Below are 13,185 nucleotides of genomic sequence, written 5' to 3' on the forward strand. Positions count from 1 at the left end.
ATTTTTGTTGGAGCCGGTTCCCGAAGGCTAGTGCACGGTGTGATCGGGTACTGGCTCGCGAAGCTGAACATCTCAACAATGCAGGTAAGGGAGCATGTAGGTCGACGTAGATTTGAACTGGTAGTACCACTTTATTCGTGTAAATGGTGTCCGTAGGAGGTGCGCTACGGGCTATCACGGTAGAATCAGGTAAGGGCCACATGGTGGTTTTCATCTGGTAGTACCAGTTGTGGAGTGCGTTTTGATGTCTGATTCCAGTTCAAGCAAGCAGAGCAAACCACAGGTTGCGGATCATGTAGCGGAGAGGATCGAACGGCTCATCGTTGACGGGATTCTGAAAGTGGGTCAGGCGCTCCCATCGGAAAGGCGTTTGGTTGAGAAGTTAAATTGCTCTCGTACGGCCCTGCGGGAAGGATTAAGGATTCTGCGCGGGAAAGGGATCATTGAAACTGAGCATGGTCGAGGTTCGTATGTCGCGAACTTAAGCAGTTCCGACAATACCTCCCCCCTGATGCACCTCTTCAGTTCGCAACCGCGAACGCTGTTTGATTTACTGGAGGTTCGCGCGTTGCTGGAGGGCGAATCGGCACGATTGGCCGCATTGCGTGCAACTGATGTAGATCGGATGATCATTAAGCGCCGATTCGACGAGATGGTTGGATCCCAAGAAGACTCAACTCGTCATGATCCTCGTATGCAGGCTCAACTGGATCACGCGTTTCATCGCGCGATTAGTGAGGCATCCCACAATCCTGTATTGGTGCATACCCTGCAAACCCTCAGCGAGCTTACGCTGAGTACTGTTTTTGCCTCGGTCAACAACCTCTATTGCCGCCCACCTCAGAAGCGCCAGATTGACCGTCAGCATTCAAAGCTTTATCACGCCGTAATGGAGCAATTACCGGAGCAGGCTCAACGAGCCGCGCGAGAACACATCCACAGCATCAGGGATAACCTCAGGGAGATTGAGCAAGAGGAGCAGCGACTGGTGCGAGCCACAATGCGTATGGAGGGGTGGAGTTAGGGGTAGGGTGGAGAGTCAAAAAGCCCAAGCACTCGGCCCAGGCTTTTTGTCATCGAGGCGTTGGATTCACCGGACGATATTACGCAGCTTACCAACCTCACTAATCTCAATTTCAACCACGTCGCCGGGTTTCAACCAGAATGGAGGGGTGCGTTTGCTACCGATACCTTCGGGAGTTCCAGTTGCGATAATGTCACCCGGAGAAAGCTCCAGGAAACTGGAGATGAATGACACTACGTCAGCGAGCTGGAAAATCTGGTAACTGGTGTTGGAGGACTGCATTACGTTGCCGTTCACCCGGGTCTGAATGTCGAGAGCTTGTGGATTGCTGATCTCGTTCAGGGTTACCAATGCTGGCCCACATGGAGTGGAGCCATCAATAGCTTTGCCTGGTGTCCACTGTGTTCCTCGAAGCTGAAGGTCACGGGCGGAGGTATCGTTGAAAACGGTCAGTCCGGCTACATACTCCAGAGCATTTTCCGAAGAGACATTGCGGCAGGCTTTACCAATGACGATTGCCAGCTCACCTTCGAAGTCAAGATTGGGTGTGAGTTTGGAGCACGCGATATCGTCCGTGTGACCGATGAGGGAGGTGTTGAACTTGCAGAAAATGTCGGGAGCAGATGGCAGCTTACGACCTGTCTCTGCTACGTGATCGCGATAGTTCAAACCAACACAGAGAACCTTCGCGGAATCATGAACCGGAGGGCCAAGTCGAAGCTTGTTCACGTTACCTGCCAGCGCGTCAGGAGTGCTCTTTGCAGCGCTTACCAACTTATCTTCCAGCGCCGCCAGATTGCCCTGCCAAATTGCGAGCAGAGTCCGATTAGTAAGGTCGGCGGTGCTTTTTTCGCCCGCGGCCTCCAGCAGTTTACGCGTATCAAAAACCAGGTCATTGATTAGAACGCCTGGCTGCAGTTTGCCTTGAGTTTCGTAGCTAACGAGTTTCATTGTTCCGCCTTGAAAAATGAGTTTGCAACTGTGTGCCTAGGGCAGGCCCCATGCACGTGATCGCATATCGGCGCTGTCGCCCGTCGGGAAGGTCAACTCGCGATTTGCTGGCCGAATAGGGACAGATACTTATTGAGCTGCATCGACCGGGCGGTGCCGCCCGATCGATAGGTGCTCATTAGTCTTTGATGCCATCAGGACGCTTGAGCTGTGCCAGCGTTTCAGTCTTGTGCTTGAGGTTCTTGATGCGAGGCAGTACTTCAGTGCCCAGCAGTTCGAAGTGACGACGGTATTTTTCAGCCTGATCCAGATAGTCGAATGAGAAGTGGATAAGGGTGCCGAAGCCGCCCGAAGCATCCAGGTCACGCTGAAGCTTCTTGATGATGGTGTCAGGGGAGCCTACAAGCCATTTCTCGCGAGCGAGATATTCGATATCGATGTCGGCCGCGGTCACCTTGCCCAGTTCAGGCACCATGACAGGCAGGAAGCCGCCGCGCTCATAGCCTGGCAGCAGCCATTCACGGTAGGCCTGGCCCATGGCGCCATTTACCGCCATGTCGATTGCTTCTTCATCGGTGTCAGCAACCAGGATGTTGTGGGCTACGCGCCATTGGTTACGGTCTGCGGCATGACCGGCTGCTTCCGCGCCTTGCATGTAGCGGTACCAATGACCAGCAAGGTATTCGCGACCAACGTTGAAGCTCATCGGCAGGTAGCCATTGCGACCGGCTTCGGTGAGGGTTTTGGAGTTTGGACTAAGGCCTGCCATTGCCAGCGGTGGGTGTGGCTTCTGGAACGACTCGAAGAATGGGCCCTGCTGAATTGCATCATATTCAGGGATTTCAAACTGCCAGTATTTGCCTTCGTATTTGAAAGCGCCTTTGGTTTCCCAGACCTTGCGCATGATATCGACAGCCTCAGCCATCTTCTCAGGCGGGTTGTCGTTGCCGTGAATTTTGTGGTCGGACGGGTACGCGCCAGCGCCCAGGCCCACGATCAGCCGGCCCTGGGACATATGGTCAAGTTGCATCAGGCGGTGAGCCAGTGCGACTGGGTTGTGGTGAGCGGGTACGTTGGCGCCGGTGCACAGTTTGATTTGCTTGGTTTGAGCCAGGGCTGCTGCCAGATACAGTTCTGGGCTACAAACGGGTTCCCAGCGCATAGTGCTGTGTTCGGCAACCCAAACTTCGGACAAGCCGAATTCATCCGCCCAGCGGATGACTTGCATATCCCAGTCGTAACCGTCTTTCAAGCTGGTTTGTGGTGCGCGAAATGGCACGAGGAACAGACCGATATCCATGAAAACCTCCAACAGGGTTCATTTTTGTTTGTGATTGATTCATCGAGAGGGTGCTGGCAACGCTTGTTCAAACGTCGCGAACATCCCTCTCATCGCAGCCCAACTGATAAGGCTGTGTTGCGGTAGAAATACTTAGGAAGAAGCCGACACAGAGAGAATTGCGTCGGTCAGGCGCTCAGCCATATCGCTCACGACTTCTTTTGTCATAGGCGATGAAAGTGCGACCAAGTTTGCCGGCGACAACAGCACCCCTCGGTCATACGCGGCCCACCAAAGCTTTTGTTGCACTTCGGTGGTGTAAGCACCTTCTGCTTTCGGGAATGGGCGCAGGAGGGAACCTTTCCCGCGAACTTCCCAGCCTGCTGCAGCAACCCGGGCGTCGATTGAGAGCCTTGCGGAGTTGCCTAAATTATTCATCGTGTCGATCACTGCGGGGGTCAGCAGTCGAAGCGATTCAGCGCCGGCAGCCATACTCACCGGGTTGCCAGAGAATGTTCCAGCCTGGGGCAGAGGATTAGGGCCGGTGGGGTCAAGATGGCGCATCAGCTCCTCTTTCCCCGCGAAAGCACCAATTGGGAAGCCGCCTCCAATTAGTTTCCCGGTTGTCAGGATGTCCGGAGTGATGCCGTATTCAGCGCAAGCCCCATTGAAGCCAAGACGCAAACTGATGACTTCATCAATGATGAGAACGATTCCGTAGCGGGTCGCCAATGCGCGTGCACCACGAATGAACTCTGGATCTGCTGGGATCAAGCCAGCACGGTTCGGGAGAACGTCGATGATGATCGCCGCAAAATAGCTAGGCTTGGCGGAAATGACTTCTTCTAGCGCGCTCAAGTCATTGAGCGAAATCAGCGTGACGTCCTTTGAGACGCCTTCCGGAATGCCACGACGATACTGAGGGCCACCGGTGCACAGTGCGAGATCGGACGATCCGTGATAGCCGTATTTCATCATGATCACGCCATCGCGACCCGTAGCGCCTCGGGCGACCCTTACCGCGGTCATCACAGCTTCGGTACCGGAGTTGGAGTAGCGAACTTGGTCAAGACCTGGGAGGCGTGCCAGCAGAAGTTCGGCATGATCCCACTCATGCGTGTTGGGGATGCCCCAGCAGCTACCACTCTTGATAACACGGGTGGCAGCCTCAACAAGCTGAGGATGGGCGTTGCCGTGGATCAAAGTGGTGAAGTTGTTGTTGGCATCAATCAGCTCACGCCCACGGTCATCCCAGACCTTATAACCTTCACCACGCACTGCGTAGGGCGTCGGTGCGCCGGTGTAATAGGTGGATCGGCCAAAGCCACCGGGCAGCAGGGGAAACCCCTTTGCGTTCCGACGTACATTTGCGTCCTCAGTAGGGTTACGAGCTTGGTCGCCTTTGTTTTCGATAGCCATGATAGTGCGCCTGTCTCCTGGAAGAATGACCTGTGGGGTCGACATCGTGGTGTTAGCCTATCGCTCAGGTTTGGCGGCGAACTGTGCCGAGTTGAGACAAGACCACGGTTTTATGTGTGGCTTGGAGCTATGGCGGGGGGTAGTAGCAAACGCTACTAAGTAGGAGAGGGTGTTTGCAGGCGTGAAAACAGGCGCTATCAAAATGTGATGGAGGAGAGAGTCGAGTTCTACAGAGACGTTCTGAGGTACATGACTACACTTCAGATAGGTGCTGAGAGTCGAGTTAAGGAGCGGGAGAAAGGCGTGTGTCAGGTTGGCACAGTCGCAAAAGGTGGCCGAGGTTAGCCTAGTACCAAGCGTGCACTCGACCGAGTGTCAACCTGACTGGTACGAGGATAATAATGTCTACCGCCAACCATGAAGTATTTGCCCAAGCAGTATCGGCCCAGCGTAAGAGCAAGCCGGTGATTGTTCCCCATGTGATCGCGGGCAAAGAGTATTTTGATGGCCCGTTGTTGCAGCGCGAAGATCCAAGCTTCCCATCTGTCATCGTTTCGGGTTGTCACGATGCTCCGTCTGACCTGGTTCATCTCGCAGTGCAAAAGAGTCGCGAAGCGCAGCGTGAATGGGTAAAAGTCCCTTTAGACGAGCGCATTGCTCGTGTTGCCAAGGCATATGACTACGTCGCGAGTAAAATCGATGACTGGACTGTGCGAGTCGCTGTAGAGATCGGTAAAACCCGTGCCGGTGCTCGTGCTGAGGCAACGGAAGTGCTGGAGCTGTTGAAGTACTACGTTGAGTACTCCAGTCGTCCAGGTGCTTTCGAGGACGAGCGTGAAGACGATCCATCGGGCTTGGTAAATACCTCCGTGCTTCGTCCCTATGGCGTATTTGGTTTCATCACGCCTTTCAACTATCCGATTGTCCAAGCAGCAGGCCCAACGATTGCTGCGATTATTGCTGGCAACGGAATGGTGATCAAAACCACGCACCATGGCCCGTGGTCTTGCCACGCGGTATACGAAATGTGTGCGGCGATGGATCTGCCTGTTGGCTTGGTCAACATTATCCACGGGGCCGATGATCCAGGTCGCGCTCTGGTCGCCAGCGATGTCGACGGCATGTCCTTCACAGGTTCGGTGTCCGTTGGGCAGGAGATCATTCGTCAATTCAGTAATGGCGCGTACCCACGGCCAGTCATCGCGGAAATGGGCGGCAAAAACCCCGTCATTGTCACTGATACTGCTGACTTGGAAATGGCTGCGGATGGCATTGTATTTTCCGCATTTGATCTGGTCGGTCAGAAGTGCAGTGCACTGTCTCGCGTCATCGCCACGCCTAAAGCGTATGACCGTTTGATTGAGCTCGTTGCGGCGCGCCGCAACAAGTTAGTCATTGCTGAACCAACAGTCGAAAACAGTTTTGGTGGGCCTGTAGTCGAGAAGCGAGCAGTTGAACGCTTTAAGAAGGTTGTAGAGCAGGCCAAGGCCGGAGGCTTCCGCGTTGACGGCGGTGAAGTGCTGAATCAAGAAGGCTATTTCGTCGCTGCTACCGTCATCTCGGGCATGCCTGCAGATCATGAGTTGGCTGTTACCGAATACTTCCTACCATTGGTGTCCATCAGTGTCGTGCCGGACTTTAAAGCGGCCATGCAGGCTGCCAATGGTACGTCGATGGGGCTGACTGCGGGCATCTACACAGGGGATGTTGAGGAAGCTCGAACTTTCTTGCGGGAAATCGAAGCCGGCTGCGTCAACGTTAACGTTCCTAGTCACGCGACCACCGGTTGGTGGCCAGGCCCTCAAGCATTCGGTGGTTGGAAGGCAAGTGGCTCGACAGGGAAGCAGGCGTTGGGCAAATGGTACGTGCAGCAGTTCGCGCGTCAGCAGAGTAGAAAGACTGTAGCTGGCCTGGAATCGCTGCTCTCGGAGTAAAAGGTGTGACAGTCTGGGTGGAAAGTGAGCTTCCACCCAGATTGAAGCTAGCGAACTCTCTCAAGAGGCACAGAGAGAGATTGGGACTGGCGAGAGCATGCTCTAGTCGAGCCATCAGGATGATAATAATTTTGACAAGTCTGCGTGCGAGAAGGCGTCCCTAAAAATTTTTCTGCCATAACAAATAAATCTTCGGCGAAAGGCGAAGTGACTAAGATCTTCACAGGAAAATGAAAATGAGCTCAGTTTTAAACCAAACAAGACTAACAGGTGAGTTGTCTTCTGAGGTGATGGACGCGCCGAAAACTGATTTCAAGCTAAAAGGTAATATGGGGACTTTCGACCTTGTATTTACCGTGTTGGCCTTCACAGCTCCGCTGGGTGTTGTATTCGGCTTCCTCTCTTTCAACATTAGCTACGGAATTGGCGTGCCAATTGCTTTTTTGGGTGTCACCGTACTGATGATGATGTTCGCAGTAGGCTTCACCAATATGACTCGGCAGGTTCCGCGACCAGGTGCTTTTTATACCTATATCGCGGAGGGGCTTGGTCGGCCACTCGGTCTTGGAGGTTCATTCCTTGCTCTTGTTACCTATGGATTCAACATTGTTGCTGCCTTGGTTTTCGCAGGTATTGCAGTTAATAACTTCATTGCCAGCTTTGCAGGGGAGAGCACTGTTGCTTGGTGGGTGTGGTCGCTGTTGATGTTGTCGGTTGTATGGGGAATGAGTTATTTCAATGTCGAGTTTTCGGCAAAGGTTCTGACGGTTCTGCTGTTTTTAGAAGTTATCGCAATTATTATTTTTGACGTTGTGATGATTTTCAATGGTGGCCCCGAAGGTCAGTCCATTCAGCCCTGGAATCCTTTGAATCTGATGACTCCGACGCTGGGGCTGCTGCTCCTTTTTAGTGTTGGATTATTCAATGGATTCGAAGCGACGGCTATCTATCGAGACGAAGTGCGCGATCCGGTGAATACGATCCCACGCGCGACCTACCTTGCGATTATCTTTTTAGGTGTGTTTTACGCCATCTCTTCTTACGCACTAATTCTCTCTGCCGGTGTTTCAAACGCAGTCGCCAGTGCGCAGGCGAATCCGGCAGCGATGATGCCAGATGCTTTGCTTCGTTATTTTGGTGTGTTTGCTAACCAAGTCGTGGCCGCATTGTTGCTGACAAGTATGTTCGCATCTACATTGTCCTTGCAGAATATTCTGTCGCGTTATACGCACTCTCTTAGTGTTGATGGCATTCTTCCTCGGGCGTTAGCGGCAGTGCATCCCAAGCATGGTTCGCCATACTTGTCTGCGCTCGCCGTCGGTGGTGTGATTCTGTTATCGATTGTAGCTTTGATTTTCACTAATACTAAGGCGCTTGCACTTTACGGTGCGGCAGTGGGTATCGCATTTTACGGGATGCTATTGCTCCTCTTTATGACATCGGTGGCGGTATTGGTATTTTTCCATCGTAAAGGGCAGCGAAGTTCCGTATGGAAGACACTTGTGGCTCCCGTGATTGCAGCTATCGGGGTAGGCGCTGTGGTGGCGGTTGCAAGTACAAACATTGAGCTGCTTATTGATGCTCCCCGCGTGGTTATTTGGTCGCTTCTCTCCATTACCTATATTTCTGTTGGCTTAGGTGTTGTGGTTGCACTTGTGTTGAAGAAAAAAGGGTCTCCGAAATACGCAAGGATCGGACGAAAAGTTGATTGATTCCTGCTGACAGGCCACTTGGATTATCTAGTCCAGGTGGCGATGTATCGCTGCACGATTTCTCATTAATTTAGGTATTAGATATGTCGACTATTGCCGATCGTGGCACCCTTTTGGTTGCCCCTCATCAATTTCCGCATCTTGAGCGTGAACAAAAACTGGCTGACCAGTTTGGGCTCAAACTCGTAGTGGCTAAAGATCAGCAAGCCTTTACTGATGGAATGGCCGACGCTGAAGTTGTAATGGTCACCCCTTATGGAAAGGTCAATGAAGCCGAATTAGCGCGCATGACACGCTGCAAAGCCGTTGTCCGCTATGGCATGGGCTACGACAACATCGATGTCATAGCTGCAACAAAAGTTGGGGTTCCTGTATCCATCGTTCCTGACGCGTCTTCTGAAGAAGTTGCAGCCCATGCCCTTGCTATGGGTATCGCCTTAGCTCGTCGACTGCCACAAGGCCAAGCATCCATTCAGAATAATGCGTGGGCGGGTACCATCGCTTATGACACCCCAAAACTCGCTAATCTTGAGGTGGGTATCGTAGGCATGGGGCGGATCGGGCGACTGACTGCAGGTTGGTGGGCTGCACTGGGTACCAAGGTGAGAGCCTATGACCCATTTGCGAAATTCACTGATGTCCCACAGGCGTCGCTTGAGGAAATCTTGGAGAAGTCCGATGTGGTTTCGCTGCACCTGCCGCTGAATGCTGATACCCGGGACATGATTTCCACTGAGGTGCTGAAGCGTATGCGTCCTGGGTCGGTAATCGTCAACGTTTCTCGCGGTGGTCTTATCGATGAGCCTGCCTTGGCTGATGCACTTCGTTCGGGCCAAATCGCCGGCGCAGCTTTGGACGTCTTTGCGAAAGAGCCACTCCCAACTGACAGTCCGCTTCGCAACGCTCCGAATCTGATCCTCACACCGCATATAGCATGGCGCTCCAACACTTCCCTTGGTGCGTTGCAAGACGGTGCGGTTGAGCGTGCACGCAAAGCGCTTGCAGGCGAGCAGTTGCCTGACCTAGTGAGCTAATCCACGCATGGTGCGTGCTAGAGTGGCTCTAGCACGCGTTGAAGATTTTCGTTCCAACTCTGATGTCGGAGTAAGTTATGTAGAGAATAAAGTAGTCCTCATCACTGGTGCCGCAAAAGGTATGGGTGAGTCTCATACGCGCGTCTGCGCAGGTTACGGCGCAATTGTTGTCTTGGTCGACCTGGATCAGAAAGGTGAAGCCGTAGCGCAAAGCATCAGGGACGGAGGAGGGCAGGCGCAAGCTTCTACCAACTGAATGTCACCAGCCCCGACAACTGGAAGAGCGTGATCGATTCCATATTGAAAGAGCATGGCCGCCTCGATGGGCTGGTCAACAATGCCGGTATCGTACTGTCTAAACCAGTGGAAGAAATTACGGAAGCAGAGCTCGATCTTTGCATTAACGTAAACTTCAAAGGCACCTTATTTGGATGCCAGTTCGCACTCCCGGGCTTCAAGGTTGCTGGTGGCGGCGCGATCGTCAATATCTCGTCGACTTCGGGTATGGTAGCTAACTTGCCAGGTCTCAGTGCTTACTGCGCAACTAAAGGGGCGGTTCGGCTGTTCACTATACTGGTTATGGTGTTCGGGATAACTCGGTTCATCCGGGAACTATCGAAACTTCTATGGTTGCCGAGTATTTTTGCTGACAAGAGCACCGAAGAGCTTCTGGCCAATGCTGCAATCTTGAAAAGGGTTGGTAAGCCTTCCGAGGTATCTGAAACTGTTGTGTTCCTTCTTTCTGACCGGTCGTCTTATATGACGGGTAGTGAGCTGGTCGTTGATGGCGGTGTGACCGCACAGTAGTTTTTAAGTAAAGCGTTAGGGTCAGTTTTCGTTGTTTTAGTCACCCTTTGCATAGCAAAACCTCTGCTAATTGGTCAGCAGAGGATTTTGCTATGCCTTTTTTCTGCGACTGCCCGATATAAGCGTCACTTTGATTTTTGGTGACGCCTGTTTCCGGAGTGCCTGTAATATATCTTGCTATATAGAAGTTTTATTTTTACTTTCAGTAAATTTTTCTTATTTTGCTTGTACTGAGTTATGGATTCTATTTGGGGGTTGGATCAAGTTGGCACAGTTCCTCGGTTAAGTCTTTGAGTATTCTTTTGCTGGTCTTGTGCGCTGTCTCACAGGTTGTGAACAGGCCATGCATAGGGCGACACTGCGCTTTACTCACCTTTCACCAGGAGACCTACATGCCGGCTCCTGGTGTTTTTATGCCTGCGCGATTGTCGACGTCGCATGGTGGGAGAAATTGTCTTCAGATCGGTGCTCACTCTGCCAATCGGGTCATCGGAAGTATTTTTTTTCGCGCTTTTCAGCTTCATGCTGAGGATTTTATACGTGTTTTTAGAGTTAAAGCATTGATGTTTATAAGGTAATTTTTTCCGTAACACGTGTCGGGTACCTGATTGCTACGTGACCTGCCTTTGCCATATACTGCGCCCGAACGACTGTTCGTACGGTTTTCCGTTTTGGCATCAAAACGCTTTCTCGATGAGGCGATACGGGCTGCTAGGGAACCTCAGTTGTTTTGGTGATGCAGTGTGTTGAGAGCGCAATCGATACAAGATTGAGTGGCCGATAAGGCGGAGGAATTATGGAAAGCTCAAAGGAATTGCTTGCGCGGTTGGAGAAGTATCTCGGTACCTTCGACTGGAATAGCCTGACTACCAGTAAGCAGGTAATTCTCGAAGGATTTCTAAGAGTTGCAACGCGTGATGGTATTGCAAGTGTATCAATGCGCACCCTTGCTGCGGCAGTGGGATTAAAGCCACCTACAATTTATTCTCATTTTCCAGGCGGCCGAGAAGAAATTTTATCCAATGCTTTGCGCTGGCACTATAACCACTACGCACATGGGCTATTTGAAGATTTAAAAAATTTGCGAGCACCAGAGGAGAGTTGGCACGCATTAATAAACTTCCACATCCGTCAGCAATTGCAGCGACCAGAGAATGATATTTGGGACACGCTTATCGCTACCGATAGGATCGCTAAGTTACTTCCGGAAGGGTTGCGCGAAGAAATTGAAGATTGGGAAGGGTTTGTTGATTTTATGTATTTTTCCATTGCGCAGAACCTGGGCGCTAAACAGTGTTCTATTGAAGCACGAGCCTTGAGGAAACTATTTGACAGTATCGGGGCTTGGTGGAAGTGGGATGGAAGTGAAGCCAGCTTGGAAGCGGCGGTGGCCTATTGTGTAGGTGTCTCTAAAAGAATATTGAAATTGTAATTTTTGTATTTATGGAATGAAAAAGGTGGGTGACGCAGTTTAGGTGAGAACTCGCTCTCGTGTACAGGGGTAGGTTTAAACTGGTTTCAGTTTCATGGCTGTTTTAAGTTTTATTTAACATTCCCCTGTTCGCGGCTCGAATTTGCTGTGGAGAGGGATCTACCGCTTCTCGAGAGGAAGTTATCTGTGAATTGGATTAGGAATAAAAACTTTCTAGTTGAACTGGCTTTGATTGTCGGCGTGTTTTCCCTTTGCACCGGCGAATTTGCAATGATGGGGCTGATCTCAAACCTGTCTGAAGCCTTCTCCAAGCCTGAGACGAGCGTGGCTCATCTCATCAGTGCATATGCGCTTGGGGTTGTGATAGGTGCGCCCGTTATGGTTTTTGTAGGTGTTTATCTGAGCAAGAGAAAGCTCATTCTGTTTTTGTTGGGAATATACACTCTTGCAAATGCTGTGAGCTTAATGGCGCCAAACTATGAGACTTTGCTTTTTTCAAGGCTCGTGGCTGGGTTCCCTCACGCTGCATATTTCGGGGTCGCTGCAGTGCTCGCAGCCTCCATGGCGCCTTTTAATAAGCGAGGAAAAGCAGTCAGTAGGGTTCTTCTGGGTGTGACGGCAGCAATTCTGGTTGGTGCACCAGGTGCAACGTATTTTGGTCAGATTTTTGGCTGGCGTTCAGTATTTGCAGCGATCACTGTACTGAGTTTAACAAGTCTCTTTTTGCTATATCGCAACGCGCCTGAAGTTGAGGGTGAGCGACCACTCAATGTGAGAGAGGAGTTGGCTTCATTTGCCAATCCTCAGGTATGGCTTGCTTTGGCGATCGCTTCAATAGGTTTCTCTGGCATGTTTGGTGTGTACAGCTATCTCGCGCCGATGATTTTGAATGTCACAAAACTCGAGGTCGAGTGGATCGCGCCTATGCTCGTGATGTTTGGCCTGGGCACATTGATCGGGAATTACGCAGGAGGCGCGCTATACGATAGATTCAAGTTTTCTGCTGTGAAATACATCATGGTGTTCAGCTTTTTCGCGCTGTTTGCGTTCCCCGTACTGTCGCTGACATTGCCAGGTGTGGCCGTTGGCTCACTGATGCTTGGATGCATGGTCGCGCTTTGCCCTGCACTGCAAATGCGGCTCATGGACGTCAGTAAACATGGGCAATCACTTGTTGCCGCGTCCAACCATGCAGCTCTCAACCTTGGCAATGCTCTAGGCCCGTGGTTAGGTGGATTGGCGATTAATGCCGGTTGGGGTTGGACTTCAACGGGGTATGTGGGGGCTGCCATGGCATTCATTGGATGCCTGATTTACTTCTGGTCTTACGCTCTAGAGCGTAAATCACTTGTCAGTACTACGAGCACGGTGGAGGAGGGGCTTCAGCGATAAAGCCCCTCGAATACGAATACACAAGCTTTCCGTATAACGAGGCCTTACAAAACGTGTTAGGGCCTCGATTTAACTCCTTCTGGGTGAATGCTCAGGCTTCCGTTCTTGTATTTGCCCAGATTGGTTGAGATCATCTGGCCACTATATGGCGGCTAGGATTCTCCAAGTTGTCGCCGATGCTCAGGTTTGCTTAATCTCAGG

At 51.6% G+C, this 13,185-nt stretch carries 10 protein-coding genes and 1 pseudogene; 8 read left to right on the forward strand and 3 right to left on the reverse strand.

Features of this window, described 5'->3' with window-relative positions:
- The first annotated feature begins 244 nt into the window (after positions 1–244).
- Positions 245–1,024 carry a transcriptional regulator GlcC gene (gene glcC / locus AC1RPZ_RS11755; protein WP_493137198.1) on the forward strand — a complete coding sequence of 260 codons (780 nt, stop codon included), beginning with the start codon at positions 245–247 and terminating at the stop codon, positions 1,022–1,024.
- Positions 1,025–1,090: 66 nt separating this feature from the next.
- Here glcC and AC1RPZ_RS11760 read toward each other — a convergent pair whose 3' ends face one another.
- The 3 genes from AC1RPZ_RS11760 to AC1RPZ_RS11770 all read right to left on the reverse strand — a co-directional run bounded on the left by AC1RPZ_RS11760 (position 1,091) and on the right by AC1RPZ_RS11770 (position 4,673).
- Positions 1,091–1,975 carry a fumarylacetoacetate hydrolase family protein gene (locus tag AC1RPZ_RS11760; RefSeq protein ID WP_493137199.1) on the reverse strand — a complete coding sequence of 295 codons (885 nt, stop codon included), beginning with the start codon at positions 1,973–1,975 and terminating at the stop codon, positions 1,091–1,093.
- A gap of 178 nt (positions 1,976–2,153) precedes the next feature.
- On the reverse strand, positions 2,154–3,275 hold the full coding sequence (locus AC1RPZ_RS11765; protein WP_493137200.1) for an LLM class flavin-dependent oxidoreductase: 1,122 nt from the start codon (positions 3,273–3,275) through the stop codon (positions 2,154–2,156).
- Between the two features lie 132 nt (positions 3,276–3,407).
- Positions 3,408–4,673 (reverse strand): aspartate aminotransferase family protein, encoded by a 1,266-nt coding sequence (locus AC1RPZ_RS11770; protein ID WP_493137201.1) that lies wholly within the window; start codon positions 4,671–4,673, stop codon positions 3,408–3,410.
- A gap of 401 nt (positions 4,674–5,074) precedes the next feature.
- Here AC1RPZ_RS11770 and AC1RPZ_RS11775 point away from each other — a divergent pair, with 401 nt between their 5' ends.
- From AC1RPZ_RS11775 to AC1RPZ_RS11805, 7 genes and pseudogenes are all read left to right on the forward strand, one after another.
- Positions 5,075–6,607 carry an aldehyde dehydrogenase family protein gene (locus AC1RPZ_RS11775; RefSeq protein ID WP_493137202.1) on the forward strand — a complete coding sequence of 511 codons (1,533 nt, stop codon included), beginning with the start codon at positions 5,075–5,077 and terminating at the stop codon, positions 6,605–6,607.
- A gap of 236 nt (positions 6,608–6,843) precedes the next feature.
- Positions 6,844–8,319 carry an APC family permease gene (locus AC1RPZ_RS11780; RefSeq protein ID WP_493137203.1) on the forward strand — a complete coding sequence of 492 codons (1,476 nt, stop codon included), beginning with the start codon at positions 6,844–6,846 and terminating at the stop codon, positions 8,317–8,319.
- Between the two features lie 83 nt (positions 8,320–8,402).
- On the forward strand, positions 8,403–9,353 hold the full coding sequence (locus tag AC1RPZ_RS11785; protein ID WP_493137204.1) for a C-terminal binding protein: 951 nt from the start codon (positions 8,403–8,405) through the stop codon (positions 9,351–9,353).
- 7 nt (positions 9,354–9,360) lie between these two features.
- On the forward strand, positions 9,361–9,609 hold the full coding sequence (locus tag AC1RPZ_RS11790) for an SDR family NAD(P)-dependent oxidoreductase (RefSeq protein WP_493137205.1): 249 nt from the start codon (positions 9,361–9,363) through the stop codon (positions 9,607–9,609).
- Positions 9,576–10,160: pseudogene (locus tag AC1RPZ_RS11795) on the forward strand (SDR family NAD(P)-dependent oxidoreductase); the annotation flags it as partial. The gene AC1RPZ_RS11790 and the pseudogene AC1RPZ_RS11795, both read left to right, overlap by 34 nt.
- A 796-nt stretch (positions 10,161–10,956) precedes the next feature.
- Entirely contained in the window at positions 10,957–11,592 is a 636-nt protein-coding gene (locus AC1RPZ_RS11800) for a TetR/AcrR family transcriptional regulator (RefSeq protein WP_493137206.1), read from the forward strand.
- Positions 11,593–11,778: 186 nt separating this feature from the next.
- Positions 11,779–12,984, forward strand: coding sequence for an MFS transporter (locus AC1RPZ_RS11805; RefSeq protein WP_493137207.1), 1,206 nt, complete (start codon positions 11,779–11,781; stop codon positions 12,982–12,984).
- Positions 12,985–13,185: the final 201 nt, after the last annotated feature.

It is taken from the genome of Pseudomonas sp. GW822-FHT02D10 (assembly GCF_058802345.1).

Excerpts from the sequence above, each read along its gene's own strand:
- AC1RPZ_RS11800 (WP_493137206.1), top strand. The coding sequence starts at position 10,957 with ATGGAAAGCTCAAAGGAATTGCTTGCGCGGTTGGAGAAGTATCTCGGT.
- AC1RPZ_RS11790 (WP_493137205.1), top strand. The coding sequence starts at position 9,361 with ATGGTGCGTGCTAGAGTGGCTCTAGCACGCGTTGAAGATTTTCGTTCC.
- glcC (WP_493137198.1), top strand. The coding sequence starts at position 245 with ATGTCTGATTCCAGTTCAAGCAAGCAGAGCAAACCACAGGTTGCGGAT.
- AC1RPZ_RS11765 (WP_493137200.1), bottom strand. The coding sequence starts at position 3,275 with ATGGATATCGGTCTGTTCCTCGTGCCATTTCGCGCACCACAAACCAGC.
- AC1RPZ_RS11770 (WP_493137201.1), bottom strand. The coding sequence starts at position 4,673 with ATGGCTATCGAAAACAAAGGCGACCAAGCTCGTAACCCTACTGAGGAC.
- AC1RPZ_RS11785 (WP_493137204.1), top strand. The coding sequence starts at position 8,403 with ATGTCGACTATTGCCGATCGTGGCACCCTTTTGGTTGCCCCTCATCAA.
- AC1RPZ_RS11780 (WP_493137203.1), top strand. The coding sequence starts at position 6,844 with ATGAGCTCAGTTTTAAACCAAACAAGACTAACAGGTGAGTTGTCTTCT.
- AC1RPZ_RS11760 (WP_493137199.1), bottom strand. The coding sequence starts at position 1,975 with ATGAAACTCGTTAGCTACGAAACTCAAGGCAAACTGCAGCCAGGCGTT.
- AC1RPZ_RS11775 (WP_493137202.1), top strand. The coding sequence starts at position 5,075 with ATGTCTACCGCCAACCATGAAGTATTTGCCCAAGCAGTATCGGCCCAG.